The following is a 26434-nucleotide window of genomic DNA, read 5'->3' on the forward strand; positions in this document are numbered from 1 at the left end:
TAGATTAAATATCTAGCTCACGAGCCAGTAAATTAGCCACATCGGTTGCCTCTTTGGCTTCGACCAATGCCGAGCGAAACTCTTCATGCATAATGCGGCGCGCCAATCGAGAAAAGATGCGCATATGCTGATCGCCAGCGGCATGTTTATTTAGCGTTAACATGATGATGTATTGAGCTTCCTCATCTCCCCAAACCACAGGCTGTGGAAGCCGCGCAACGCTGATGGTGGACTGCTCAATGTGCTCAGATTTGGTGTGTGGAATAGCGAAACCAAAACCCAGACCGGTAGAAAACACCGCCTCTCTCGCCCACAGATCTGCTTCCAGCTTGCGTGGATAGCGACACCGTCCCGCCAACAGCAGGTTATCGGTCATACCTTTGATGACTTCTTCTTTGCTGCGCCAATCATTGCTAAGCGAAATACAGTCTGCGCTAATCAACGGTGCGTCTTGCTGCGTCATCCTGAATTGCGCCAACAGATGCTCTACCTCTAAAGACGTTCGGCAGGCCATTGCTTGGTTGAGTAACAAACGACACTCTCGGCTATCTAACTGTGCCAGGCGCGCTTTGGTGGCAGGAATGGAAGGGGCGCTCATGCTAATTTCATCCAGCCCTAGTCCCAGCAGAAGCGGTAGGACAGAACCTTTCGCGCCGAGCTCACCGCATAGCCCAATCCATTTACCCTGCCGATGCACTTCACGCACGGCATGATCCAGCGCACGTAAGAAGGCAGGGTTTAGGCTGTTATAGTGTTTCGTCACTTTGGCATTATCGCGATCGACGGCAAGCAGATACTGGGTCAGGTCGTTACTGCCGATACTAAAGAAATCAATTTCCTCGCAGCATTGATCGATAATAAACATCACCGACGGCACTTCTAGCATGATGCCAAGCTGGATCTTTTCATCGAAAGGGATCTGTTCAGCGCGTAAGTTTTGCTTCACTTCAGCCAGTTGATCTTTCACCCATAAAATCTCCTCCATAGAAGAAATCATTGGGATCATTATCTTGAGTGAGCCATGCGCAGAGGCGCGCAGGATCGAGCGCAGTTGGGTATGGAATAGAGAAATAAATTCCTGATAGATACGCACGGCGCGATAGCCAAGGAACGGGTTATTTTCTGCCGGGATCTTAAGATACTCTACCGGCTTATCGCCCCCGATATCCATCGTTCGCACAATTATGCTACGCCCATTCGCTCCCTCTAACGCTTGGCAATAAATATTGTAAAGCTCATTTTCTGAAGGCGCATGGGCACGATCCATATACAGCATTTCGGTTCGGAACAACCCTACCGACTCGGCACCGTTACCAAACGCCGGTGCGGCCTCAATGGAATGGGCAATATTTGCGGCCACTTCCAAACGCACGCCGTCTGCGCTGCGCCCCTGTGCTGAAAGATAGGCCTGCTGCTGTTCACGAATGCATGCCTGTACCTGCGCTTCTTGCTGATAATAGCGTTGTACTTCAGGCGACATCTCCAGCGCGATCAGCCCTAAATCACCGTCAATCTGCACGTTTTGCTGCACATAATCTGCAAGGGCATTGGCGCCAACGCCAACCAACGTGGGAATATTGAATGAACGCGCCAAAATAACCGTGTGCGATGTGCTACCACCGCTGTTCAACAGCAGTCCTTTCAATAGCGATTTGTCCAACTCTAAAAACTGACTTGGCGTCAGTTCGTCAGCCATGCAAATGCTGTTTTGCTGTAGGGCGATTTGGGAAGGAAACCGTTGAGTCCCATAAATTTGCTGCAACAGCTGGAAGCACACATCGCGTACATCTAACGCGCGTTCTTGCAGATATTCACTGGCCGATGCGGCAAACTGCTGACAGAAATACTCACCGGCAGCCACGATAGCTTGGGCACAGCTAGCACCTTCAACAACCTGTTCTAATAGCTTATTACGTAAGGAATTATCACTTAATAATGAACGGTGCGCCTCGAGAACCGCGCTGGCCGTTCCGCTGTCATCCATCAATTGAAGATCCAAAGACTTCAATAGGCGACTTAGCCCAGCATCCAGCTCCCTTTGCTCTTCCTCCACTCCGCGTGACGCTGGCAGCTCACCCAGACGATTAAAATCGATGCCAGACAAATGCACTAAAATGCCATTCGCAATCCCGCCGCAAACTGAACGCGCACGCACAATTTTAGGATTTAGATTGGTCAAGGACTGCGGTAAAACTTCCTCCTGCGTTTGCGCTATCTGTGGCAAAGGCGCATCGCAGTGGGGAAATTCATCCTTGATGAAGGAAGACAGACGCTCTAATGCCTGCTCGGCATCAGCACCTTCAATCATGAGATGGCATGCATCACCGTGCAAAGTATCAGTACCAATCAGCGCCAAGGCACTTTTGGCATCCCCTTTTCGTCCAGTGCGTAAATTAAGCCACTCAATACTCGCGGTGAACTGATTGCACAGCGTTTCGATATGGCTCGCCGGACGGGCGTGAACACCGTTCGGCAATTCACAGGTAAATTTCAGCACTTGCGACATGGCACACTCTCCTGAGCTAACGCTTGATAATGCTAGACAGAATAGAAGTAGTGCAGCCTATGCGGATATGGGACAAAAATGCCAAACACTGGACAAATGTAATCACCCACAAAAAGTGAGATGTCGCTCACATCGCAAATTGACGCTAAGTTCTTCGATTCATTCACCATAAATTTGCGCTCGATCTCATTTTCACCCACACCGTACAAATATCCAGTAAATGGCATTTTTTTCCACTGTCTGCCGAACTTTAGATTGCCTATTGTGGAGTCCAGTTTCGAGTCAGATCGGCCTTGATGGCCCATCCATGCATTCACTCTCTGTACTGGAGAACGCGATGAAAGAGTTGGTTCAGATACTTAAAAATACCCGCCAGCACTTAATGACTGGCGTCTCGCATATGATTCCTTTTGTCGTCGCCGGCGGCATTCTGCTTGCTGTCTCCGTCATGCTATACGGCAGAGGTGCCGTGCCCGATGCAGCGACCGATCCTAACTTAAAAAAGCTGTTTGATATCGGCGTTGCCGGTCTGACACTGATGGTGCCTTTTCTGGCTGCTTATATTGGTTATTCCATCGCAGACCGCTCTGCGCTAGCTCCCTGTGCCATCGGTGCATGGGTAGGAAACTCATTTGGTGCGGGCTTTTTCGGGGCCATCATCGCCGGGATTATCGGCGGCATCATCGTGTTCTATCTCAAGAAGATCCCCGTTCCCAAGATCCTACGTTCGGTCATGCCTATCTTCGTTATTCCAATTATCGGCACTCTCCTGACTGCGGGGATCATGATGTGGGGATTAGGCGAGCCCGTTGGTGCGCTCACCTCAGGCCTGACCCATTGGTTACAAGGTATGCAGCAGGGAAGCATCGTCGTTCTTGCGGTCATCATGGGACTCATGCTGGCTTTTGATATGGGTGGCCCCGTCAACAAAGTCGCCTACGCCTTCATGCTTATCTGCGTTGCTCAAGGCGTTTATAGCGTTGTGGCCATTGCCGCCGTCGCGATTGCCATTCCGCCTCTTGGGTTGGGTTTTGCCACCCTGATTGGCCGCAAATATTACAACACGGAAGAAAAGGAAGCGGGTAAAGCCGCGCTGCTCATGGGCTGCGTGGGCGTCACCGAAGGCGCCATACCTTTTGCCGCCGCCGATCCATTACGGGTAATCCCATCCATCATGATCGGCTCCGCCTGCGGTGCTGTGACCGCGGCATTGTTTGGTGCTCAGTGCTACGCCGGCTGGGGAGGACTTATCGTTCTGCCCGTCGTTGAAGGAAAACTGGGTTATATCGCCGCGTTGGCCGTTGGCATGGTGGTCACCGCGCTGTGCGTCAATCTATTAAAAAGTTTGGCAGCCAAAAAACAGGCCGAGCACACAGAGAATCAAGAAGACGATTTAGATCTGGATTTTGAAATCAATTAATTCTGCTTTGAGGACATCATTATGACAAAGATTATCGCTGTAACCGCTTGCCCATCCGGTGTCGCCCATACTTATATGGCGGCTGAAGCCTTAGAACGCGCAGCAAAAACCAAAGGCTGGGAATGCAAGGTTGAAACCCAAGGTTCCATCGGATTAGAAAACGAATTAACGGCCGAAGACGTTGCATCTGCAGATATGGTGATCTTAACCAAAGACATTGGCATCAAGTTCGAGGAAAGATTCCAAGGTAAAACCATCGTGCGCGTCAACATCAGCGACGCGGTTAAACGTGCAGATGCCATCATGGGCAAAATAGAGTCCCACATTTCACAAACGGCCTAATCGCTGGAACGGGTATGGTTTTTTTGAATCCATCACCCCTTCCCCGCTGAATTCTCGGATCGGAGTCCACTATGACCGCTCGTATCGAACGCTTAAAAGCAGCGATGTTTGCTAACCCTAGAGAAATTTCACTGGAGCGAGCCTTGCTCTATACCGCAAGCCACCAGCAGACTGAGGGCGAGCCAACGATTTTGCGCCGAGCACAAGCCACCGCATACATACTCGATCATGTTGAGATCTCTATCCGAGCCGATGAGTTAATCGCGGGCAACCGCACCGTTAAACCACGCGCAGGGATCATGTCTCCTGAAATGGATCCCTACTGGCTTCTCAAAGAGCTAAACCAATTCCCAACTCGCCCACAAGATCGTTTCGAGATCTCAGAGGCGGATAAGGCTATTTATCGTGAACAGCTATTCCCTTATTGGGAAAAGCGTTCAATGAAAGACTTCATCAACGGACAGATGGACGATGAAGTCAAAGCCGCAGTAAAAACACAAATTTTCAGCATTAATCAAACCGATAAAGGGCAAGGGCACATCATCATTGATTACCCTCGCCTGCTGAAAAATGGGCTAGGCGCGCTGGTCAACGAAATGCGTTTACTGCTCGCCGAGCAACCTGATAACGCTTTTTATCAAGCCGCTTTTTTACTGTTAGAAGCCTCGCAGCGCCACATACTGCGTTATAGCGCGCTAGCGCAAGAAATGGCGTTGGCTTGCCCAGATGAGATCCGTCGTCAAGAACTCGTCAAAATAGCAGACGTATCCGGCATCATTTCCACTGAGCCTCCGCAGAATTTCTATCAGGCCTGTCAGCTGTTTTGGTATATGAGCATCATTTTGCAATATGAGTCGAACGCCAGCTCACTCTCGCTGGGGCGTTTTGACCAATATATGCTGCCCTTTTATCAATCGTCATTGAATCAAGGTGAAGATCCGCTTTTCCTGCGTGAGCTATTGGAATCGCTGTGGATCAAATGCAACGATATCGTGCTCCTACGCTCTACCTCGAGCGCACGCTATTTTGCCGGTTTCCCAACGGGTTATACCATCTTGCTGGGCGGTCTGACGGAAGCAGGCCGCAGTGCGGTCAACATCTTGTCGTTTTTATGCCTAGACGCATACCAAAGCACTCAGCTTCCACAGCCCAACCTCGGTGTGCGCGTGAATGAATTAATCGACCGCCCTTTCCTGTTGAAAACCGCCGAAACGATTCGCATTGGCACAGGAATTCCCCAGATCTTCAACGATGAAGTCGTTGTTCCGGCATTTTTGAATCGAGGCGTTTCGCTAGAAGATGCACGAGATTATTCGGTGGTCGGCTGCGTAGAGCTCTCTATTCCGGGCAAAACCTACGGCTTACATGACATCGCCATGTTTAATCTGCTCAAAGTCATGGAGATCGTACTGCTCGAAAATGAAGGCAACACCAATCTGCATTATGAAGACTTGCTGGAACAGATCCGCTGCAAAATTTGCCACTACGTAAAACTGATGGCTCAAGGCAGTAATATCTGTGATATCGGCCACCGCGATTGGGCGCCAGTGCCACTGCTTTCATCCTTCATTAGTGATTGTCTCAGCAACGGTAAAGACATTACCGAAGGCGGAGCACGCTACAACTTCTCAGGTGTACAAGGCATCGGCATCGCAAACCTCAGTGATTCTCTGCATGCGTTGAAAGGTATCGTTTTCGATCAACAGCGACTTAGTTTTGATGAGCTCATTGCAACACTGAAGGCTAACTTTGCAACGCCAGAAGGCGAGAAAATTCGTGCCCGCCTCATCAATCGTTTTGAGAAGTACGGCAACGATATCGACGTGGTTGATAACATCAGCGCCGATCTACTGCGTTTTTACTGCAAAGAAGTTGAAACCTACCGCAACCCGCGAGGTGGGCAGTTCACACCGGGTTCCTATACTGTTTCGGCCCATGTCCCGCTCGGTTCAGTCGTTGGCGCAACGCCAGATGGACGTTACGCAGGTGAACAGCTTGCCGATGGTGGTTTATCGCCGATGCTGGGCCAAGATTCACAGGGGCCAACCGCCGTGCTTAAATCGGTCAGTAAATTGGATAACTACCTGCTTTCAAACGGTACATTGCTGAACGTTAAATTCACTCCGTCTACACTGGAAGGGCAAGCTGGGCTGAATAAACTTGCCGATTTTCTGGGTGCGTTCACTAAGCTCAAGCTACAACATATTCAATTTAACGTGGTGAACGCCGAAACACTACGTGCTGCTCAAGCAAAACCACAAGACTACGCGGGCCTCGTGGTGCGTGTGGCGGGTTACAGCGCCTTCTTTGTTGAGCTGTCGAAAGAGATCCAAGATGACATCATTCACCGTACAGCACATCAGCTCTAACCAACCTATATCCGCTGGGCGTTTGCCCAGCAATGTGGCGCGGATCTTTAATATCCAACGTTATTCGCTTAACGACGGCGGCGGGATCCGCACCGTCGTATTTTTCAAAGGTTGCCCACATATCTGCCCGTGGTGTGCAAACCCTGAATCTATTTCCAATCAAATACACATCATACGCAGAGAAGCCAAGTGCCTGCATTGCCAGCCGTGTCTGAATAATGCCGATGAATGTCCAGCCACGGCGATGGAACGCATTGGCCGCGATATTTCACTCAACGATCTACTGAAAGAAGTGCTGAAAGACGACGTATTTTTCCGTTCGTCTGGAGGCGGCGTCACCCTCTCTGGCGGCGAAGTATTGATGCAAGCGCCCTTTGCCCTCCAACTTCTCACCCAGCTTAAACATTTAGGTATTAATACCGCCATAGAAACGGCAGGCGATGCTAGCATCACAACGCTTCTAGAACTGGCCAAGCAGTGTGATTCCATCCTGTTTGATCTAAAAATTATGGATGAGGAACGAGCGAAACACCTGCTCAATATGCACCAATCCCGTGTTTTACGTAATTTCACTCGGCTAATTGAAGAAGGAATAACGCTCATCCCACGAGTGCCGCTTATTCCCGGCTATACGCTGGACGTGGACAATTTTCGGGCCATATTAGCGTTCTTGGCCCCGTTCAAACTGCCCGAAATCCATTTACTCCCGTTTCATCAGTTTGGCGAAGCCAAATATCGTCTGCTGAATCGTCCTTATAAAATGAGCGACGTAGTAGCACCTAGCGAGGCAGAGATCGCACCAATACGGCAACTAGCCATCAACGCTGGATATCGTGTTATAACGGGTGGGTAATGCATGTGCTAACGAGGAGATAAAATGACAATCAAACTGGTTGCTGTCACCGGCTGCATTAGCGGCGTAGCTCATACCTATATGGCCGCAGAGCGATTGGATAAAATCTGCCAACAAGAAAAATGGCAGGTGAAAATTGAAACTCAAGGAGCACTTGGTATCGAAAATCTGCTATCAGAGCACGACGTGGCCTCTGCGGATGTCGTGTTGTTAATTGCCGATATAGAACTGGAAGGTGCCGAGCGCTTTACCCATTGTCGCTGCGTCCACAGCAGTATCAACACCTTTCTCCGCTTCCCTGAGCGCACGTTAACAGCAGTGAAAAAAATCATCACATCACCGCAGGAAACCCACATCAACATTCGTTAGATAAAACATTCGCTAGACAATTTTACTACGCCTTATCCAATAATTGACTCCGATACTGGCGACGATACTCCGAAGGAGAGCGTTCAGTCGTTTTCCGAAACAATCGACAAAAGTAGTTACTATCTACAAAACCACACGCATGCGCGACTTCCTTCACTTTCATATCGTAGCGTTTCAGTAAATGCTTGGCCTGTTCAAGGCGCGTGTAGTTGAGATATTCATTAAAACCTACGCCCCCTGCTTTTTGGAATAGATGTGAAAGGTAGTTAGGAGAAATATAAAATGCCTGCGCAACAGACTCACGGGTTAATGGATCACGATAAAATTCATCAACATGCTGACGCACCGCATCAAACAGTGCCTGACTACGCGATGCGGTCTGAACCTGACTGCCGAGTAAATCTAAACAATGGCTGATCAATCCCTTCACGATGAAACGCGCCGTGTTTTGATCGCGCTGATTCCACGTCAGTTCGTTTAGCGCCTGCAATAAAAATGAGCCCACGCGCGGGCCACGACGCGCCACGTTTTGCTTGCCCAAATCCTGATACTGCTCGCCGTCCCAGCTCAATAGACTAAAACCAAGCTGCTGTTTGCCAAACAACACGCTCAGCGTTGTCACCGGAGTGCTCCATTCAGGGCTATTCCAACCTCCGGCCGGAACAAACAGGGCGTCGCCTGCTTGCAAAATATGTTCAGCCGAACCGCCTTGCACGTCCTCCCACCGCATTTTTTGCTGGCCTTCTAACACCAGTTCTAAGCGCGGAAAATTAACCTGATATGCCAGTTCCGGTGCCGGTTGCTGATTACCGGTAAAATACACTTGTCCTTGTCGCTCAGGCTGCTGTAACCACAACGTCAGCGCATGGGTGAGTTCTCTCATCAGCATTGCATCCTTGATATCAGTGGGCTTGATTCGGTTTTTGAGAATAACACAGACCTATTAGCGCCAAGAGGTTCTTTGGTTTGACCTTTTCATCGCATGGCACATTATGTTAATGCTTTGTTGCAATTTGTTTGGTTTTATATTGTTAAGGAATGGATAGCTGCAAATTCATTCCGTACAAACCATCTTCCTTTGCTCATAACTACAACACCCTATTCGGCAGGACATCACCTCGCGTGGTGGCCTCGTTATACGCAACAGCTCCATGACGGTTTGATTCATATGTTTAGCTAGGTACGGAGGAAAATTATGAGAAGAATCAGGTACCATCACACCTTATTGGCTTCAGCGTTGCTGGTGTTTTCTGCATCCAGTTTGGCGGAACAGCTGCCTAACTGCGAAAGCGTGGTGCGTCAGGCCAACGAACAGCTCATGCACCAATCTTCAGCCACCATCAATGATACTCAGGGGTTGAGCTCTTTAATCCGCCAAATCAATCAGCACCAAGAGCTACCCACTAGCTATGTCACCACCGATAAAGCAAAGCGATTTGGCTGGAGTGGAAACACACAAGAATCTATTTGGGCGAGTAATTTACTGTTAGAAAACAAAAGTATCGGTGGGGATGCCTATGATAAAAGCCCAAACAATGCCAACGAGCGCTGGTACAGTGCTGATGTCGATAGTCTGCGCGGATATCGCAGCGGTAAGCATTTAATTTATCAGCCAGCAAACGCAACTTACTATCTCACTACCAACGACGGCAGCTCTTTTGTCGCGATTCCTCAATGTCTGTAAATGATGAGTCGGATGCTGCATTGCGCAGCATCCGAAACCAAAGATATTTTATCGATCGTTTATTAAACCGAGATACACGGGGCTATCGCAGGGCGGGGCGCTCCGGCAGCTAAAGCTGCTACGACCCCATCCCTACGATTCCCCTAAAATCAAACTTGAGTAAACATAATTAAACTCAAGTAACTAGCGTCCTATTAAGCCTCAAGCTCACGCAGACGCTGCGCCGCTTTAACCATGTTCGCCAATGACTGGCGCGTTTCTGGCCATGCACGAGTTTTCAAGCCACAGTCTGGGTTTACCCACAGACGCTCGGCCGGAATGTTTTGCGCGGCTTTACGTAGTAGATCTTCAATCCACTCAACGCTCGGAACATTTGGCGAATGGATGTCATACACGCCAGGGCCGATCTCGTTTGGATATTCGAACTCTTTAAACGCCTCCAGCAGGTCCATATCAGAGCGAGAAGTCTCGATGGTAATCACATCGGCATCCAGCGCCGCGATAGAATCCATGATGTCATTGAACTCGCAGTAACACATATGCGTGTGGATCTGGGTGTCGTCTTGCGCAACGGCCGCATTCAGTCGGAAAGCGTCAACCGCCCACTCCAGATAAGCCTGCCAATCAGAGCGACGCAGCGGTAAACCTTCACGCAGTGCAGGTTCATCAATCTGAATAATACCAATGCCCGCTTTTTCTAAATCTTCGACTTCGTCACGCAATGCCAACGCGATTTGTTTCGCAATGGTTTCCCGCGTCACATCTTCACGCGGGAATGACCAGCAGAGGATCGTCACCGGCCCTGTCAGCATGCCTTTCACCGGTTTGTCCGTCAGAGACTGAGCGTATTTCGCCCATTCAACGGTAATCGCTTCAGGACGGCTAATATCACCAATAATGACCGGAGGTTTAACGCAGCGAGAACCGTAGCTCTGCACCCAACCGTTTTGGGTAAATACAAAGCCATCAAGGTGCTCACCGAAATATTCCACCATGTCATTACGTTCGGCTTCACCATGCACCAACACGTCCAGACCTAAACGTTCCTGCTCGGCAATTGCCTGTTTGATATGCTCGCTGATGCCCGTGCGATAGTTGTTGCCATCAACGCGGCCTTGTTTGAAGTCTAAACGCAGGCCACGAATTTCCGTGGTTTGCGGGAATGAACCGATGGTTGTTGTCGGCCATGCCGGTAAATTGAAACGCTTACGCTGGGCTTCGGCACGCTGTTCATAAGGCTGGTTACGGGCGCTATCACGCGCCGTAATCGCCGCCAGACGTTGCTCCACCTGCGCGTTATGCACTCGACGAGAACTGCGACGCGCACGGATCGGTGCGCTGTAATCCGCCAGCGCTTGCAGATTATCGGCAACGGGTTCGTTAATTGCCTGAGTTAACAGCGCCAGCTCAGCACATTTTTGCAGAGCAAACGCAAACCAGCTTTTCACTTCTTCGTCCAAACGTGTTTCCACGCTCAAATCAATCGGGCTATGCAGCAGCGAACACGAAGAACCCACCCAAATTTGACGCTGAGCCACCAGCGGCTGAATACGCTCAAACCACTGGCTGACGTCAGCACGCCATACGTTACGGCCATTAATCGCACCGACCGATAATACCCACTCCTGCGGCAGCGCATTATGCAAGGCGTTCAGGTCATCTTTGCCGTGTACCGCATCGACGTGCAGGCCTTGAACCGGCAACGAACGGATGGTTTCAAGGTTATGGCTGATCCCTTCAAAATAAGTGGTCAGCAACAGTTTTACCTGCCCCGCCAACGCTTGATAGGCTGGCTGATAAGCAGCGAGCCATTCCTGCGGTAGTTCGAGCACCAGCGCAGGTTCATCAATTTGCACCCATTCAATACCGCGATCTGCCAGCGCTTTCAGAACCTGCTGGTAAACCGGCAAAATATCTTGCAGAAGGTCTAAGCGATCAAACTGTGCGCCTTTGACCTTACCGAGCCACAGATAGGTGATTGGCCCGAGCAGTACTGGCTTGACGTTATGACCCAACGCCAACGCTTCATCCACTTCTTCTAACAGCTGCGTCCATCCCAGAGAAAATTTCTGCCCCTGCGTGAATTCCGGCACCATGTAGTGATAGTTCGTGTTGAACCATTTGGTCATTTCAGCCGCCGCCGCAGGCTCGCCGCTTGGCGCACGTCCTCGACCGATACGGAAAAGCGTATCCAGATCGATTGAGCCGTCAGCATTTTGATGGCGAGCCGGTACGTTACCCAGCAACAGACTGGTAGTTAATACATGGTCATACCATGCAAAATCACCGACCGGCAGTAAATCAACGCCCGCCTGCTGCTGCTGTTGCCAATGGCGAGCACGCAGTTCTTTACCCACGGACAGCAGCTCGTCTTGAGAAATAGTGCCCGCCCAGTAACTTTCCTGTGCTTTTTTCAGTTCGCGACGCAGGCCGACACGCGGAAAACCTAAAGTGTGATTGATTACGCTCATTATTCTTACCCCATTATGTAGAGAGATATCACCGATATAGCCGCGTTCGGCGTCGGAATTATTGTGGCTATACTCTGAATAATTCGGTTTGAAGAACGGTGGAAAAATGTCAGCCCTAGGAGATAGATCGCGATGTCACTAGGGTGAACAAGCCTAACCAACGCATCAGCAACTTGAATTATGCCGTGTATAGCCATCTAGATGTTTACACATCCATAATCCACAGGTACTGTATATCGAACAAGCGCAAATTATTCACACTCAAGGTGAAAGACTCTCATGATCGAACTGAAACACTTAAGGACGCTACAGGCCCTGAGAAATACGGGCTCTTTAGCCGCTGCGGCAGCGCAGCTGCATCAAACGCAGTCCGCCCTTTCACATCAGTTCAGTGATTTAGAGGAACGCTTGGGCTATCGCTTATTTGTACGCAAAAGTCAGCCACTGCGTTTTACCGTGCAGGGTGAGATTATGTTGAGGTTGGCGGAGCAGGTGTTACCGCAGATCCAACAGGCGCTGAAAGCCTGCAACGAGCCACACCAAAGTGCGCTGCGCATCGCCATTGAATGTCATAGCTGTATCCAATGGCTTACCCCAGCGCTGGATAAATTCCGTGAGCATTGGCCGGATGTTTCCGTCGATTTTCACTCAGGTGTTACCTTCGATCCTCAGCCTGCGCTGCAACAGGGTGAACTGGATCTGGTCATGACGTCAGACATCTTGCCGCGCAGCCATTTGCATTACACGCCGATGTTTGACTATGAGGTTAGGTTGGTGCTTTCGCCCGATCATCCTTTGGCAGGCAAAGCCGAAATAACTCCGCAGGATTTAGCCGATGAAACGTTGCTGATTTATCCGGTGCAACGCCAACGCCTAGACGTATGGCGCCACTTCCTACAGCCAGCGGGCGTCACGCCTGCGCTGAAAAGTGTGGATAACACGCTGTTGCTGATTCAAATGGTTGCGGCGCGGATGGGTATCGCTGCGCTGCCGCATTGGGTGGTAGAGAATGTCGAACGCCAAGGCTTAGTTGTCACCAAGCCTCTCGGTGATGGTTTGTGGAGTCGTCTGTACTCCGCGGTTCGCGACGGCGAGCAAAATCAGCCTGTGACCGAAGCATTTATTCATTCCGCCCGCCGTCATGCCTGTGAGCATCTGCCGTTCGTGCGTGATGCACAGGTCTATCACGGCAAGATTACCCGTGATGCTTTATCTCACGACGAACAATCCATCGACGATGCACCCATAGAGAAAGCGCAATCACCGCGCCACCGGCAATCAGTCTGATCCAGTCCGGGTGCTGCTGCCAGATCGCCAGATTAACCAGCAGCCCCGCTGGGATCAGCACGTTATTCATGATGGCTAACGTACCGGCGTCCACCTGCGTCGCCCCATAGTTCCACATGAAGTAGCCCATACCAGAAGCCCCCACGCCAAGCCAAATCAAAATCCCCCACTGTAATCCCGTGGTGGGCATCATCTGGTGATGACCAAATAGCAGCCACGCCGGTAAAGCGACACAAAGTGCGCCTAAATAGAACCATGAAAACGCGTTGCGCTGCGGCATTGGGCTGATTTCCATCACCCGCTTATAACCCACCTGCCCTATCGCAAAGCAGATATTAGCGCCCTGAATGAGAGCAAAGCCGAGCAAAAACTGCGGACTTAACGGGTTATAGCGAATAATCAGCGCCCCTAAAACTGCCAGCAGCGCGCTGAATAAATATCCCCAGCGCAGCCGGTTTCCCTGCATCAGATCGTAGATCAACGTGACGTAAATTGGCGTCATGATGGTGAACAGCAGAACTTCTGGCACTGAAAGGTACAAGAAGGACTGGTAGTAAAACAGATACATCACCCCGAGCTGGCAGGCACCGAGCGCCATATACAGCAAAGCCTGTTTGGCCTGTACCCCGCGCCAGCGCAAGAAGGGTAAAAAGACCAGCGCAGCAAGCGCGACTCGCACTAATACCGCAAACCAACCATCAACCTGACCAGCCAAATAAACGCCAATCAAGCTGAATGAAAATGCCCACAACACGGTGGTGAGAAGTAATAAAATCACGAAGTCTTTTGCCCATTGCAGATTTAGGCAACAATTCTACTCAAGGACGCGCATGAATGTTGGGCGAAGTAGGTTTACAGCTGAGTAATTTTCAGCCATCCGTTCAAGAAGATTTAATATAATCGACAAAGGCACGCAAGCCGCAGGTCATATATTGCCGACTCGGGTAGTACAGCTGAAATCCTGGCTGCTCCGGTAACCATTCGTCGAGCACGGAAACCAACTGGCCGCTTTCAAGATGAGATTTCACTTGGTCATAATACAAAAAGGCAATACCCGCCCCGAGCAAAGTGGCATCTAACATCGCATCTACGTCGTCCAGAATAATATTGCCGTTAGGGGCAACCTCTAGCTTTCCTTCCGGCCCAACAAATTCCCAGTGATAAGGCCGCCCGCTGGGGAAACGAAAGATAACGCTCTGATGATCCACCAGTTCACGCGGATGAGTAGGCTTTCCATGCTGGGTGAAATAATCCGGCGTGGCGACCACAACAAACTTAACCGGTGGGCCGATAGGAATAGCGATCATATCTTTTTCCACAATCGCACTTGGGCGAACCCCCGCGTCAAAGGCTTCACCCACGATATCGGCCAGCTTATCATCGGTGGTGATTTCTACTTTGATATCAGGATACTGACGTGAAAACCCCACCACCAGCGGGATCAGAAACAGCTTGGCTGCCACACGAGCCGCATTAATTTTTAACGTCCCCATGGGCAAATCACGAAAGCAGTTCACTTCATCAATCATGGTATTGATTTCATCAAACGCGGGGCGCATTCGATCATACAAACTCTTGCCAGCTTCGGTCAGCGCAACGCTGCGTGTGGTGCGGTTGAATAGCCGGATTTTGAGCCGCTGCTCAAGTTGCTTAATCGCATGACTTATCGCCGAAGGTGACAAGCCAAGCTCATCTCCCGCCGCTCGAAAGCTTTTATGCCGCGCCACAACGATGAACGGCGCAAAATCGGAAAAGTTCAGCCGCATTAGTGAAAATCCTTCATCAACCTATCTCAAATACTCACTTTTACAGAATTATCTTTCCCTCGTAAAGTGTCAGCCACACCTTAAGAGATTGAGATAACTCCATGAAATCAGAGAAAATGTATATTGTATGGGCGCATCCTCGCGCTGATTCATTGACCGCACATATTGTTGAGGCCATGCAAGGCCAAGCTGCCCACCATGCGATCGACGTTACCACGCTCGACCTTTACCGCCGAGGGTTTAATCCCGTGCTAGACGTTGAGGATGAGCCGGACTGGGAAAATCCAAATAAGCAATACTCACCCGACGTGCATCAGCTGTATAGCGAACTGGAAGGCCACGATACGCTCGTAGTCGTCTTCCCTCTGTGGTGGTACAGCTATCCGGCCATGATTAAAGGGTATATGGATCGCGTTTGGAACCATGGGCTCGCCTACGGTGGGAAAGGGTTTTCGGCGAAAAAAATTCGTTGGGTGGCGTTGGTTGGCGGCTCACAATCAGGCTTTGTGAAATACGGTTGGGAAAAAAACATCACCGACTTCCTCACCAGCTGTGGCAGCTACTTAGGCGTTGAGGACACTAAAATTACCTTCCTCTACAACACCATCGGCGTTGAAGAAGACATCACCGATCGCGATAACCATTACCAATCGCTGTTTGCTATCGCCCGCGACGTGATTGACGAAACAGCAAACTAATCGGCTAAACATTGCAAAAAAGGGACACACGCTTACGTCCCTTTCGCTTCAACTTGCTGCTATTTTTGCGCACTCAAATCCACGGCATCCCCCACTCTGGCATGCAGCGCCAAGGCAGGGAAATCACGGAAAGTATAGTATTTCGCAGGAGCAGGCAGTTGTTTCATGGAACGACCGGGCCAAAGCTGAAGTTCTCCCAGCGCTTGCATCTGCAAACCAGCCCATTCGCTGGGAAGCTGAAGGCGCAGAGGCTGCGCCTGCTCACCCGGAACCGGCGTAGGCACGCGATCGTCTTCCGTTAGGTAGTTACGTTTCAACACCAGAAACTTCTCCGGCGCGGCGCGGTGACTATTCCACCAATTACCATCCAGCATATCGAATTGGAAACGCGTGTCGCTGGCGTCAACCGCACCTAGGCTATGCAACGCATCCGGCAAAATTGTCTGCATAGCCACATTAAACTGCGCTACCGAAGCCGTGTGTCCTTGCAAAATAAGCGACGTTGCCAAACGAGCACCGACTAAGTTCGAATAGAGATCTTCCGGTGAAAAAGCAGAAATTCCCTCTGAAAATCCGGGAACCGACTCAAACCCATACCATTGGGCAATTTCATGCCACGCGGCCACTTGGAATGCTAAATAGCTCGAGAGATAGGCAGCCAACGTAAAGCGCTCGGCTTCATCCTGCGGAGGCGTGAATGCAAACAGCGTGATTTTGCGTTTCGCGAGTTCTTGGCTGAGTTCGATCGTTTGCGCTTGGCCCAACTGAGGCCAAATATGGCTAAACAGATAGAGCGTCATATCCGCTGTATCACGCACATGCGCAATATCGATGAATCCACCCCGCGTGGTATACAGCAAACCATCTTGTTCGCTGCTGATACCCATCAGATTGGCAACCGCACCAAACAGACTGTCGTTATAGTGATGCTCCCCCAGCGAATCAGCTTCTACCACGTTATTAAGCTGATAAAAGGGAACCGGAATCCCTAGGGCCTGTGCTTTTAAGTTATAGCCAAAAGCACAGCACGGACGTAATCCATCAGGGGCAGAAAGCCGCTCAACCGTTGGCCACACACGCGTAGCGCTCTGCTGAGGTACCGTTGATAAATCAGGCGTAATCGGCAATTTGACACTCGCTGAACAGGCAGATGTCAGCAAGATCAGACTCGATAATCCATATTTGAGCACAATGTTCAAAATGCTTCCCCTACCTGAAAATAGAATCCCGTACTGCCTTTACCGACACCAAGATCGAGACGAACGTTCATACGCGGCTTAAATTCAAAACGATAGCCCACACCGACCGAAGGCAGCCATGCGCTTTGGCCTAAATCTCGCGTATTTGGGCCCATCGTTCCCGTTCCCAACCAGCCAACAATGCCATGACGCCAATCTAACTTCCGTCGATATTCGATTTGCGTGCTCACCACGTTTCGATCGCGATAACGTCCTTCATAATAACCACGCATCCGATTATTACTGCCCAGCAACGGCAGCATATTCCACGGAACATCGCCCTGCGTGAAGCGGCCATCAATCTCCCATGCCAGCACATTTTTTCATCTAATGCGTGGTAAAGCGCATAGCGGCTGTCCAAAGAATCAAAGCGGGTATCACTGCCAAGCCCTGGAGCATAATAGGTATAGGTTAAATTCACCAACTGACCATGCTGGGGATTGGAAACAAAATCACGGGTATCGTAGGTAAACGTTGCGCTAGCGCCCGAGCTCAGCACCGAAGTACCCGCTTTTTCGCGCTCTAGCGTTCCGCGATCTTTGTCTTGAATCGACGCGGCATGAACAGAAGAAAATGACCAGCCAAGACCTAAATAGGTGTTCGGAGCAATTCGGTAGAGCAGATCGGGCTTAGCGCTAAATTCCTGCGAGGTGTATTTCTGCTTATCGTCATTGTTGCGGCCAGCACTGAACCCCGTTCCCCAGTAATAGGTCGGCATATCGTTGAGTGCACCACTGAGATAAAAGCGCCATGCATCGTCGGCAAAGAAGCTGTAGTTCTCTAAACCTAAACCGAAAGCGCCGGTAGAACTGGCAAATCCGCTCAGCGAAAGCGTTGAGTTCTGGCTAACGTGATCGCTTTTGTCCGGGCGATACATGCCAACCACGGCCATACCTACGCCCAACCCTAACTCTGGCGTATAAAAGGGGCCCGGCATCACGCCCCAATCAATACCTTTATCAGGGTTAAACTGGTTGTCCGAACCAAGCCCTTTTAACCAGCCATCCACCTGCTGACGCGATGGCAGGAGATCTCCTGCCTGTGCGAAAGAAGAAATACTAAGGCAAACCACGAGCCAAAGCCCGCCAATGCCGCGCATTAGAAGCGGTACTCACCGGAGACAAAGAAGCTGTTACGTTCGGCGAAACCAATTTCAGTCAGAACATTGAAGTTGCGGGTAATTTCATACTGCGCGCCGACTAAGACGTTCCAAGGCGACTGTAGATGCTGTTTGACGTCAAAACGGCCTTTACCGTCAGGATCGGCGATGTTCATTAAACCAGCCAAATTACTCGGCATATTAAGGTCTGACAGGCTGCCTTTAAACTCCTGTTGAACGTCCTGATACATGCTTCCGACCCAAACATTCAGTTTGCTTGGTGCCATGTGCAAAGCATCAATCGCAGGAATAGTAAAACGATAGCCAACGCGTGGAGACAGCGTGAAAGCGTCAATGCTACCGTCTAAAATATCAAAACGAGTTTGCGTATAGTTCATATCAACCATAGCGAACCAGTCTTCATAGCCACCGACAAAAGTCGTACCTGCGCCGTAGGTTGTGCCTTTGAATTCCAATTTGAAATCGAGGTCTTGCAGTTGGCCGCTGTCATGCATGCCTTTTACCACTTGGGCGATAATCCAGTCCATGCTGCCCATAGGGTATTTCGAAGGATCGGAATTAACCGACACTTTGGATAAAGAACTACCTTTGGTATGACCCACAATCCCGTACACGTTCATGAATGGCAACAGCCACATATCCAATTTCAACGTATCGGTTTTACTTTTCTGACGAGTCTTATCCACTTTTATATCGAATAAACTCGATGGAAGTTGGTAACTATCCCATCCCAAACCATTGAAATTAATGCTATCCACATTAATGTTCTGGCGGATGTTCATATGGCTAACGCTAACACCAAACGGCAGCGGTAAGTCATAGCCGCGTGCGCACGCTCAGGCGGTGCAACGTTATCGCCAGCTGAATCAGGGCGGTGACATCGGCATAATTCTCAATCTCACTCCGTCATATCCTCGCTCTGAAAATCCTGCTGACGTCAAAGCGGCTAACATTGCCGATCTGATGTTTAATCGCAGCTTCCTAGACCCAGCGCTTTTAGGAAAATATCCCGATGAGTTAGTGGATTTGCTGACATCTCATCATCAGCTACCGGAGTGCCGCAGCGGTGACCGCGAGCTATTGGCTCAAGGCGTAGTCTCACTTTTGGGTATCAATTACTATCAGCCACGCCGCATTAAATGCCGCGATAGCCTAGTTAATCCCGATAGTCCATTTATGCCTGAATGGTTCTTTGAAAACTATGAAATGCCAGGCCGTAAAATGAACCCTCATCGTGGATGGGAAATTTATGAGAAAGGCATTTACGACATTCTGACCAATCTACGTACTGAATACGGCAATCCGCGCTGCTTTATTTCTGAAAATGGCATGGGCGTGGAGAATGAGCAGCGTTTTATCGAAAATGGGCAAGTGCAAGACGACTATCGTATTGAATTCGTGCGTGAACATCTGCAATGGGTGCATAAAGCGATTCAGGAAGGCAGCCAATGTTTGGGTTATCACATGTGGACATTTATTGATAACTGGTCTTGGTGTAATGCTTACAAAAACCGCTACGGCTTTATTCAACTCGATCTCGCAACCCAAACACGAAGCGTGAAAAAGAGCGGTGAATGGTTTGCGCAGGTTTCGCACGCGAATGGTTTTTAATGTGATTCCTCGGTAATTCGCTGACATTGTTTATTGAAATCGCAGCTAAACGGCTGCGATTTCAGTCTACATTTGTTTTATACGTCACATTGTTTTTTTGCTAAACTGTGTGCATTCGTCCGAACATTAGTTATTTCATTGAAAATGAAGAAAAAACGCCCTGTACTTCAAGACGTCGCAGATAAAGTTGGTGTGACAAAAATGACGGTAAGCCGTTATTTGCGCAACCCATCACAAGTATCTGCTGCACTTCAAACGAAAATTGCAGTGGCGCTGGACGAACTGGGCTACATCCCTAACCGCGCACCAGATATTCTTTCCAACTCAACCAGCCGTGCCATCGGCGTACTGCTTCCTTCTCTGACCAACCAAGTTTTCGCCGATGTGATTCGCGGAATCGAAAGCGTCACCGACGCACATGGTTATCAAACCATGCTGGCGCACTACGGTTATCGGCCAGAAAAAGAAGAAGAGCGTTTGCTTTCCCTGCTCCCGTATAACGTTGATGGGCTGATCCTGTCTGAGAGAAACCACACCGCGCGCACGCGTAAAATGATCGAAGTATCCGGTGTTCCGGTCGTCGAAATGATGGACTGCATTACGCCGTGCATTGATATCGCCGTTGGGTTCGACAACTTTGAAGCCGCTCGACAAATGACTCAGGCCATTATCGATCGCGGGCACCGCAAAGTTGTTTACTTTGGCGCTCGTCAGGATGAACGTACCGTTATCAAGCAACAGGGCTATGAAGCGGCGATGAATCATGCCGGTTTGCAGCCACGTAGCGTCATGATACCGCGCGGCTCTTCTTATTCGGTAGGCAGTGAACTGTTGCGCGAAGCGCTAGACCGTTATCCTGATATGGACAGTATTTTCTGCACCAACGATGACTTAGCGGCCGGTGCGGCTTTCGAGTGCCAACGTTTAGGTCTGCGTATTCCTCAAGATATGGCGATTGCTGGATTCCACGGCCACGATATTGGTCAGGTAATGACGCCTAAATTAGCCAGCGTACTGACGCCACGTCAGCGCATGGGGCAAATCGCGGCCGAGCGGATGTTATCTCGTCTGCGCGGTGAAACTATTTCAACCCAGATGGTCGATGTCGGCTTCACGCTACTTTATGGTGGCAGCATCTAATTACCCTGCAATCCTCCCCCGTAATAGTTAATTCCCGTTAGTAACTGAGAGTAACCTCACAGTTATTGAAGCTACTTTGTCACAAATCTTGCTAATTATTATCGCTGCTCAGACAATGTTACCCATAACAAGTTACCAGTAACATTGCATTTAGTGGATGGAAAACCGTCCCCTCTCTGGAGTAGAAATGAGCGATAAAAAACCACAACACCACGTTTTTATTCTGATGGGCGTATCTGGCAGCGGTAAATCTGCTGTAGCAACCTCTGTAGCCCAACAGCTCAGCGCAGGTTTTCTGGATGGCGACTTCCTGCATCCGCGCGCCAATATCCAAAAAATGTCTGAAGGCCACGCCCTGAATGACGAAGACCGCACGCCATGGCTGAAAGCGGTTAATGACGCCATTTTCGCAATGCAACGGACGAACGACGTTTCTCTGATCGTTTGCTCCGCGCTTAAAAAACGCTACCGCGATATGCTGCGCGACGGTAACAAAAACGTTTCCTTTATCTACCTGAAAGGCGATTTCGATCTTATTGAAAGCCGTCTGCTGGCACGTAAAGGCCACTTCTTTAAACCTCAGATGCTTGTTTCTCAATTTGAAGCGTTAGAAGAACCTACCAGCGTTGAGCAGGACGTTCACGCTGTCGACATCAGCCTCCCTCTGGAAGGCGTTGTTGAAAACACAATTAAAACCATTAAATCTGTGATTTCTCAGGGGTCATAATGAGTACTTTTACTCTCGTATTTACCGCAGTAGGTTCGGTCCTATTGCTGCTGTTTTTGGTGATGAAAGCCCGTATGCATGCCTTCGTTGCTCTGATGCTGGTTTCTATCGGCGCGGGCATTTTTTCTGGCATGCCGCTGGATGATATTGCCAAAACCATGGAAAAAGGCATGGGAGGCACATTAGGCTTCCTCGCTATCGTGGTTGCGTTGGGTGCCATGTTCGGCAAAATCCTGCATGAAACCGGCGCGTTAGATCAGATTGCCGCTAAGTTGCTCGACAGCTTTGGTGAAAAACGTGCCCACTATGCGTTGGGTATCGCCGGTCTAGTCTGTGCGCTGCCGCTGTTCTTCGACGTTGCTATCGTATTGTTGATTGGCGTGGTGTTCGCCGTTGCCCGTCGTACCAATGGCAACGTCGTTAAACTGGCTATCCCATTGTTTGCCGGTGTTGCTGGCGCAGCGGCATTCTTGCTGCCAGGGCCAACACCAATGTTGCTGGCTTCCCAGATGGGCGCTGACTATGGCTGGATGATCCTGATTGGTCTGTGCGCAGCGATTCCGGGCATGATTTTAGCGGGTCCTCTGTTTGGTAACTTCATCAGCAAACACGTGACGCTGGATCTGCCTGAAGATATCCAAGAGCCAAGCTTGGATAAGAGCAAACTGCCTTCATTCGGTTTTAGTCTGGCGCTGGTTCTGTTCCCGCTGGTTCTGGTTGGTATGAAAACCATCGGTGCACGCTTTGTTGAAGCCGGCACTGAACTGCACAAATGGCTGGAATTTATCGGTCACCCATTCACGGCTATCCTGATTGCCTGTCTGGTTGCGATTTATGGTCTGGCGATCCGTCGCGGCATGAGCAAAGAGAAAGTGATGGAAGTGTGTTCTGCGGCAATCCAGCCAGCAGGTATCATTCTTCTGGTTACCGGTGCCGGTGGCGTATTCAAACAGATTCTGGTGGATTCTGGCGTTGGTCCAGCGTTAGGTAACTCTCTGATTGGCGCAGGCCTGCCAATTGCGGTTGCCTGTTTCGTGCTGGCCGCTGCGGTGCGTGTGATTCAAGGTTCTGCTACCGTTGCGTGTTTAACCACCGTAGGTTTGGTTCTGCCGGTTATTGGCGAGCTGGGCTACAACGGCGCACAGATGGCAGCACTTTCCATCTGTATCGCAGGGGGTTCTATCGTACTGAGCCACGTTAACGACTCCGGCTTCTGGCTGTTCGGTAAATTTACCGGCGCAACTGAAGCACAAACCCTGAAAACCTGGTCCGTGATGGAAACCATCCTAGGCACCACGGGCGCAGTGGTTGGTATGATCTTCTTCGCCATGATGTAATTTTTGCGAATACAAAAAAGGCGGGCTAATTGACATTAGCTCGCCTTTTTTTATGTTCGCTGAAGATGATTACGAACGAGAGAAAATCAGGTGCAAACCGAAGCCGATAAACAAGACGCCTGCAACGCCATCAATCCACTTGGCTAAACGCTGATAGCCACGGCGCATCACTGGCAGCGCAAATACCGATGCCACAATGCTAAACCAAACAAAGGTTTCCGCCACAATCATCACAAATAGGCCAACACGTTCTGGCGTACTCACATTGTCACCGACAAACAGTGAGAACACAGAACCGAAATAAATGACCGCTTTTGGATTCGACAGGTTAGTCAGAAAACCGCGCAGGAACGTTTTTCCACGAGCAGGAAGCGTGATGCTAACTTCTTCACCGCTGTCTAACTGGCCTTTCGCTCGCGCAGACTTAAGGAGCTGGTAGCCCATCCACGTCAGATATAAACCACCGCCCACGGTGATAATGCTATGCAGCCATGCCATCTTCATCAGCAGCAGATGAAGTCCCATCAGCGCAACTGCCGCCCAAATGACGATACCCAGTGTAATTCCCACTACGCCCTGCATTGCTTCAGAACGAGAACGGCTGACCGCCGTTTGGGAAACAAAAAAGAAATCAGGTCCGGGAGCCATTAAAGCCACCAGATGAACCAATGCCACCGTCAAAAACAACATCATCGGAGTTAACTCTTATAATTAGGGGGGAAATTCATGCTACCACTAAGTCTGTGAATATTTAAAGGAGCGATCACACGGGTAGCATTAAACGGAAACAAGCACCTTGCTCATTCTCATTAACCAGCATGATATCGCCACCGTGCAGCTGTAGCATCCGTTTCACAATCATCAATCCCAATCCCCCCGCAGACTGGCGCCGCGCACCTGAAAGCAATGACGGCCGCTCAAACAGCCCCGATTTCAGCTCCTCAGGAATACCTACGCCGCTGTCGGTCAGTTGAACCCAAATTTGCCCTGCCTGATACCAAAGTTTCACCGCAATATTTCCCCCCTGCGGCGTATGGCGGATCGCGTTATCCAACAGATTGGTTAGCACACGCTCCATCATATAAATATCGGCGTTGACCAGCGGCAAGCCTTTAGCGATATCCGCAGTAAGCTTAATTTGGCGAGTTTCAGCCGCCAGCTCAAACTTCTGAAAAACATCCTGCAAAAGCTCGCTGAACGACATGCGTTCTTTCTGCGGTTTAACCGCGCCATATTCCAAGCGAGCGAGCTCAAATAACTCCTGCGCTAGTCGCCCAACTTTAAGGCTTTGCGCCAAGGCAATATCCAGATAACGCTTGCGATCCACCTCGCTTAAACTTGCCGACTTCACGGATAGCGTTTCGAGGTAGCCATGCAAAGAGGTCAACGGCGTGCGCAGATCATGTGAAATATTGGCAATAAATTCACGCCGTTGCTGATCCTGTTCCGCCAAGGTTTTCCACTGTTCGGCAATGCGCCTAGCCATCAAAACAAATGCGCGTCGAAGCTGAGTCACTTCATCACTTTTTACATCAGCCTCAGGCACGCTCAGCGCCATGACTCGAGCGTAATCCAGCCCTTCCTGCTCAAGCTTACTCACCTGACGAGTAAGCTGACGCACCGGTTTCGTCACCCAGCGGAACGCCAACCAACCGGCTAGCGAACCAAACAGCACAATCAATCCCATCGACCCTACGACGGTCCAAACCGTCGAACCAATACGCGCATCATCCGTTAACCGAGCGTAATCCTCGCCCAGCAAAACAACGTATAAATAGCCTTCGGTTTTTCCCTCAACCTGTAGCGGAGCGACGCTAAATACCTTTCGCCCATCAACACTACGTGGATCATCGCCGTAAACCGGCATGCTTTGCCCCTGCATGAGCGCATTGATGGGTTGAAGGCTCACATCACGACGCTTGATTCGCCCTTCTGGCGCCGCATCACCAATGATGTGCCCCTGCTTATCAAGCAGATAAACTTCCACGCTCGGATTTACCGACATCAACTGATCGAACAGCTTTTTTACCGAGGCAGGATTGAGCCCTTGCTCGCCGAGCAATCGGTTATTCTCCGTAATATGCTGAGCAAGATTAACCGATAAACGCTGGATAACCTGCTGACTATATTGCGTATTGCTACGCACTTGAAGCCAACCTGATACCGCACAGCAAGCAACCAACAACAGCGTAAACACCAGCGTTAAGCGCTGGGATAAACTCAATGGGTTCATTTAATTCTCCGCGCCTGACGCCGTAAATTTATAGCCCGAGCCCCAAACGGTCAGAATATGCTGCGGCTCGGAGGGATCGGCTTCAATTTTTATACGTAGTCGATTGATATGGGTGTTAACCGTATGCTCGTAGCCATCGTGCTGATAGCCCCACACCTGGTCGAGAAGCTGCAAACGGGAAAAAACTTTGTCGGGGTTTTTAGCAAAGAAATACAGCAAATCAAACTCACGCGGCGTGAGATCAACAGGCTGTTGATCCTTCCAAACCGCTCGTGCAATAGGGTCGATAACCAGATCCGCAATTTCCAAACGCCCTGCATCCATCTGTAAATTACGACTCATCGCTTCCTGGCGGCGAAACAGCGCTTTAACGCGAGCGGCCAGCTCAATCATCGAAAACGGTTTGGCTAAATAATCATCGGCGCCTAGTTCTAATCCCAGAACCCGATGCACTTCGCTGGAGCGGGCGCTAATCATAATAATCGGCGTATAGCGCGTCATACTGCGAGCGCGACGGCAGATATCAAGCCCATCAATACCCGGCAACATCAGATCGAGAATGAGCGCATCCCAACCCCCTGCTCCAACATCGCCATACCGGCAATGCCATCAGCCGCGTGCTCTATGTGATAGCCCTCATCGCGCAGATGCAACGCCAGTAAATCGGCAATATGCGAGTCATCTTCTACAATTAGAATTCGCTTCATTCCTTCCATCGCGTTCTGGCTCCAAGTGCATTTTTATAATTAGTCTACACAGGGTTTGTGCCCTGAGTTATCACAAATAATTTATAACTCTGTGAGGCTTTGCTGAACAAGTGAACGCAATACTGGCCCTGACCCCATTCTCAATAAGGATCTGACCATGAGAAAAATTATTACGGTTGTTATGTCTAGTGCTTTACTGATGGGCTGCGGATTCGCCTTCGCCGCTGATACAGCAAGTTCATCCGGCGACGGTATGCAACAAGAGCCGCATAAAATGGATCACATGAGTAAAAAGCCGCAGGAAATGAAAAAACAGCACTTGGACGCGATGCAAAAAGGCGAAGCGCCCAAACAAGATGAAATGAGCCAAGATCAGATGGATAAAAAACCCATGAAGCAAGGCGACACACTGAAGAAAACGAGTTCAGGGTACTAGTTTGTGAGCCACTCACTTTCACTGCGATAGGCTAAATTGCGTACATCACTAAAAACCGCCATGTTATGTTAGCTTGGCGGTTTTTTATGGTTATAACCTCATTCAGGATGATCGGGAGTT

General features: G+C 50.0%; 20 protein-coding genes and 4 pseudogenes. 13 read left to right on the forward strand and 11 right to left on the reverse strand.

Annotated features, from left to right (window positions below):
• Positions 1 to 4: 4 nt before the first annotated feature.
• Complete coding sequence (gene ptsP, locus DSM2777_RS01985; protein ID WP_061553041.1) at positions 5 to 2506, reverse strand: phosphoenolpyruvate--protein phosphotransferase; 2502 nt, start codon at positions 2504 to 2506, stop codon at positions 5 to 7.
• 337 nt (positions 2507 to 2843) lie between these two features.
• Here ptsP and DSM2777_RS01995 point away from each other — a divergent pair, with 337 nt between their 5' ends.
• The 5 genes from DSM2777_RS01995 (at position 2844) to DSM2777_RS02015 (ending at position 7859) form a co-directional block, all read left to right on the forward strand.
• The gene (locus DSM2777_RS01995) at positions 2844 to 3926 is read left to right on the forward strand and encodes a PTS fructose transporter subunit EIIC (protein ID WP_061553043.1); all 1083 of its coding nucleotides are present in this window, start codon (positions 2844 to 2846) and stop codon (positions 3924 to 3926) included.
• Between the two features lie 21 nt (positions 3927 to 3947).
• Entirely contained in the window at positions 3948 to 4268 is a 321-nt protein-coding gene (locus DSM2777_RS02000) for a PTS fructose-like transporter subunit IIB (RefSeq protein ID WP_025802206.1), read from the forward strand.
• Between the two features lie 71 nt (positions 4269 to 4339).
• Complete coding sequence (locus DSM2777_RS02005; RefSeq protein WP_061553044.1) at positions 4340 to 6637, forward strand: formate C-acetyltransferase; 2298 nt, start codon at positions 4340 to 4342, stop codon at positions 6635 to 6637.
• Complete coding sequence (locus tag DSM2777_RS02010) at positions 6603 to 7490, forward strand: [formate-C-acetyltransferase]-activating enzyme (RefSeq protein WP_071889852.1); 888 nt, start codon at positions 6603 to 6605, stop codon at positions 7488 to 7490. The genes DSM2777_RS02005 and DSM2777_RS02010 overlap by 35 nt, the downstream gene beginning before the upstream one ends.
• 24 nt (positions 7491 to 7514) lie before the next feature.
• Positions 7515 to 7859: a PTS fructose-like transporter subunit IIB gene (locus tag DSM2777_RS02015; RefSeq protein WP_061553045.1), complete on the forward strand. Its 345-nt coding sequence runs from the start codon at positions 7515 to 7517 to the stop codon at positions 7857 to 7859.
• 25 nt (positions 7860 to 7884) lie between these two features.
• Here the strand turns inward: DSM2777_RS02015 and DSM2777_RS02020 are convergent, their stop codons facing one another.
• Positions 7885 to 8745 carry a helix-turn-helix transcriptional regulator gene (locus DSM2777_RS02020; protein WP_418009371.1) on the reverse strand — a complete coding sequence of 287 codons (861 nt, stop codon included), beginning with the start codon at positions 8743 to 8745 and terminating at the stop codon, positions 7885 to 7887.
• Between the two features lie 309 nt (positions 8746 to 9054).
• Between DSM2777_RS02020 and DSM2777_RS02025 the strand changes: the two genes are divergently transcribed.
• Positions 9055 to 9543, forward strand: a complete 489-nt coding sequence (locus tag DSM2777_RS02025) for a hypothetical protein (protein ID WP_061553046.1) — start codon at positions 9055 to 9057, stop codon at positions 9541 to 9543.
• Between the two features lie 194 nt (positions 9544 to 9737).
• On the opposite strand, the gene metE is transcribed toward DSM2777_RS02025, so the two are convergent.
• Positions 9738 to 12014, reverse strand: coding sequence for a 5-methyltetrahydropteroyltriglutamate--homocysteine S-methyltransferase (gene metE / locus DSM2777_RS02030; RefSeq protein WP_061553047.1), 2277 nt, complete (start codon positions 12012 to 12014; stop codon positions 9738 to 9740).
• Positions 12015 to 12293: 279 nt separating this feature from the next.
• Here metE and metR point away from each other — a divergent pair, with 279 nt between their 5' ends.
• Entirely contained in the window at positions 12294 to 13301 is a 1008-nt protein-coding gene (gene metR / locus DSM2777_RS02035; protein ID WP_025802192.1) for an HTH-type transcriptional regulator MetR, read from the forward strand.
• Here metR and DSM2777_RS02040 read toward each other — a convergent pair.
• Together DSM2777_RS02040 and DSM2777_RS02045 are read right to left on the reverse strand one after the other, a co-directional pair.
• Positions 13210 to 14079, reverse strand: coding sequence for a carboxylate/amino acid/amine transporter (locus DSM2777_RS02040; RefSeq protein ID WP_061553048.1), 870 nt, complete (start codon positions 14077 to 14079; stop codon positions 13210 to 13212). The genes metR and DSM2777_RS02040 overlap by 92 nt on opposite strands.
• 103 nt (positions 14080 to 14182) lie before the next feature.
• Complete coding sequence (locus DSM2777_RS02045) at positions 14183 to 15067, reverse strand: LysR family transcriptional regulator (RefSeq protein WP_046458525.1); 885 nt, start codon at positions 15065 to 15067, stop codon at positions 14183 to 14185.
• A 101-nt stretch (positions 15068 to 15168) separates the two neighbouring features.
• Between DSM2777_RS02045 and DSM2777_RS02050 the strand changes: the two genes are divergently transcribed.
• Positions 15169 to 15765 carry an NAD(P)H oxidoreductase gene (locus DSM2777_RS02050; RefSeq protein ID WP_061553049.1) on the forward strand — a complete coding sequence of 199 codons (597 nt, stop codon included), beginning with the start codon at positions 15169 to 15171 and terminating at the stop codon, positions 15763 to 15765.
• Positions 15766 to 15824: 59 nt separating this feature from the next.
• Here DSM2777_RS02050 and DSM2777_RS02055 read toward each other — a convergent pair whose 3' ends face one another.
• From DSM2777_RS02055 to DSM2777_RS02065, 3 genes and pseudogenes are all read right to left on the reverse strand, one after another.
• Positions 15825 to 16958, reverse strand: coding sequence for a DUF4056 domain-containing protein (locus DSM2777_RS02055; protein WP_061555306.1), 1134 nt, complete (start codon positions 16956 to 16958; stop codon positions 15825 to 15827).
• A gap of 2 nt (positions 16959 to 16960) precedes the next feature.
• Positions 16961 to 18102 (reverse strand): annotated as a pseudogene (locus tag DSM2777_RS02060) (BamA/TamA family outer membrane protein).
• Positions 18102 to 18959: pseudogene (locus DSM2777_RS02065) on the reverse strand (hypothetical protein); the annotation flags it as partial. The pseudogenes DSM2777_RS02065 and DSM2777_RS02060, both read right to left, overlap by 1 nt.
• Between DSM2777_RS02065 and DSM2777_RS02070 the strand changes: the two are divergent.
• From DSM2777_RS02070 to gntU, 4 genes and pseudogenes are all read left to right on the forward strand, one after another.
• Positions 18952 to 19734, forward strand: a pseudogene (locus DSM2777_RS02070) (glycoside hydrolase family 1 protein); the annotation flags it as partial. The pseudogenes DSM2777_RS02065 and DSM2777_RS02070 overlap by 8 nt on opposite strands.
• A gap of 144 nt (positions 19735 to 19878) precedes the next feature.
• On the forward strand, positions 19879 to 20874 hold the full coding sequence (gntR, locus tag DSM2777_RS02075) for a gluconate operon transcriptional repressor GntR (RefSeq protein WP_061553050.1): 996 nt from the start codon (positions 19879 to 19881) through the stop codon (positions 20872 to 20874).
• Between the two features lie 187 nt (positions 20875 to 21061).
• Positions 21062 to 21601 (forward strand): gluconokinase, encoded by a 540-nt coding sequence (gene gntK / locus DSM2777_RS02080; protein WP_061553051.1) that lies wholly within the window; start codon positions 21062 to 21064, stop codon positions 21599 to 21601.
• Positions 21601 to 22938: a gluconate transporter gene (gene gntU, locus DSM2777_RS02085; protein WP_046458532.1), complete on the forward strand. Its 1338-nt coding sequence runs from the start codon at positions 21601 to 21603 to the stop codon at positions 22936 to 22938. The genes gntK and gntU overlap by 1 nt, the downstream gene beginning before the upstream one ends.
• Before the next feature lie 69 nt (positions 22939 to 23007).
• Here the strand turns inward: gntU and rhtC are convergent, their stop codons facing one another.
• The 3 genes and pseudogenes from rhtC to DSM2777_RS02100 form a co-directional block, all read right to left on the reverse strand.
• Positions 23008 to 23631, reverse strand: a complete 624-nt coding sequence (rhtC, locus tag DSM2777_RS02090) for a threonine export protein RhtC (protein WP_040046673.1) — start codon at positions 23629 to 23631, stop codon at positions 23008 to 23010.
• 70 nt (positions 23632 to 23701) lie between these two features.
• Positions 23702 to 25171 carry a sensor histidine kinase gene (locus DSM2777_RS02095; protein ID WP_061553052.1) on the reverse strand — a complete coding sequence of 490 codons (1470 nt, stop codon included), beginning with the start codon at positions 25169 to 25171 and terminating at the stop codon, positions 23702 to 23704.
• Positions 25172 to 25887, reverse strand: a pseudogene (locus DSM2777_RS02100) (response regulator transcription factor). It abuts the gene before it with no gap.
• 148 nt (positions 25888 to 26035) lie between these two features.
• Here DSM2777_RS02100 and DSM2777_RS02105 point away from each other — a divergent pair.
• Entirely contained in the window at positions 26036 to 26314 is a 279-nt protein-coding gene (locus DSM2777_RS02105) for a hypothetical protein (RefSeq protein ID WP_061553053.1), read from the forward strand.
• Positions 26315 to 26434 lie beyond the last annotated feature (120 nt).

The organism is Obesumbacterium proteus, from assembly GCF_001586165.1.
Classification (GTDB): domain Bacteria; phylum Pseudomonadota; class Gammaproteobacteria; order Enterobacterales; family Enterobacteriaceae; genus Hafnia; species Hafnia protea.

What these genes read in the sequence shown, in the direction of transcription:
- DSM2777_RS02050 (WP_061553049.1), top strand. Translation starts at nt 15,169, where the DNA reads ATGAAATCAGAGAAAATGTATATTGTATGGGCGCATCCTCGCGCTGAT.
- DSM2777_RS02015 (WP_061553045.1), top strand. Translation starts at nt 7,515, where the DNA reads ATGACAATCAAACTGGTTGCTGTCACCGGCTGCATTAGCGGCGTAGCT.
- DSM2777_RS02005 (WP_061553044.1), top strand. Translation starts at nt 4,340, where the DNA reads ATGACCGCTCGTATCGAACGCTTAAAAGCAGCGATGTTTGCTAACCCT.
- metE (WP_061553047.1), bottom strand. Translation starts at nt 12,014, where the DNA reads ATGAGCGTAATCAATCACACTTTAGGTTTTCCGCGTGTCGGCCTGCGT.
- DSM2777_RS02045 (WP_046458525.1), bottom strand. Translation starts at nt 15,067, where the DNA reads ATGCGGCTGAACTTTTCCGATTTTGCGCCGTTCATCGTTGTGGCGCGG.
- gntU (WP_046458532.1), top strand. Translation starts at nt 21,601, where the DNA reads ATGAGTACTTTTACTCTCGTATTTACCGCAGTAGGTTCGGTCCTATTG.
- DSM2777_RS02010 (WP_071889852.1), top strand. Translation starts at nt 6,603, where the DNA reads ATGACATCATTCACCGTACAGCACATCAGCTCTAACCAACCTATATCC.
- metR (WP_025802192.1), top strand. Translation starts at nt 12,294, where the DNA reads ATGATCGAACTGAAACACTTAAGGACGCTACAGGCCCTGAGAAATACG.
- rhtC (WP_040046673.1), bottom strand. Translation starts at nt 23,631, where the DNA reads ATGATGTTGTTTTTGACGGTGGCATTGGTTCATCTGGTGGCTTTAATG.
- DSM2777_RS01995 (WP_061553043.1), top strand. Translation starts at nt 2,844, where the DNA reads ATGAAAGAGTTGGTTCAGATACTTAAAAATACCCGCCAGCACTTAATG.
- gntR (WP_061553050.1), top strand. Translation starts at nt 19,879, where the DNA reads ATGAAGAAAAAACGCCCTGTACTTCAAGACGTCGCAGATAAAGTTGGT.
- DSM2777_RS02095 (WP_061553052.1), bottom strand. Translation starts at nt 25,171, where the DNA reads ATGAACCCATTGAGTTTATCCCAGCGCTTAACGCTGGTGTTTACGCTG.
- DSM2777_RS02105 (WP_061553053.1), top strand. Translation starts at nt 26,036, where the DNA reads ATGAGAAAAATTATTACGGTTGTTATGTCTAGTGCTTTACTGATGGGC.
- DSM2777_RS02025 (WP_061553046.1), top strand. Translation starts at nt 9,055, where the DNA reads ATGAGAAGAATCAGGTACCATCACACCTTATTGGCTTCAGCGTTGCTG.
- ptsP (WP_061553041.1), bottom strand. Translation starts at nt 2,506, where the DNA reads ATGTCGCAAGTGCTGAAATTTACCTGTGAATTGCCGAACGGTGTTCAC.
- gntK (WP_061553051.1), top strand. Translation starts at nt 21,062, where the DNA reads ATGAGCGATAAAAAACCACAACACCACGTTTTTATTCTGATGGGCGTA.
- DSM2777_RS02000 (WP_025802206.1), top strand. Translation starts at nt 3,948, where the DNA reads ATGACAAAGATTATCGCTGTAACCGCTTGCCCATCCGGTGTCGCCCAT.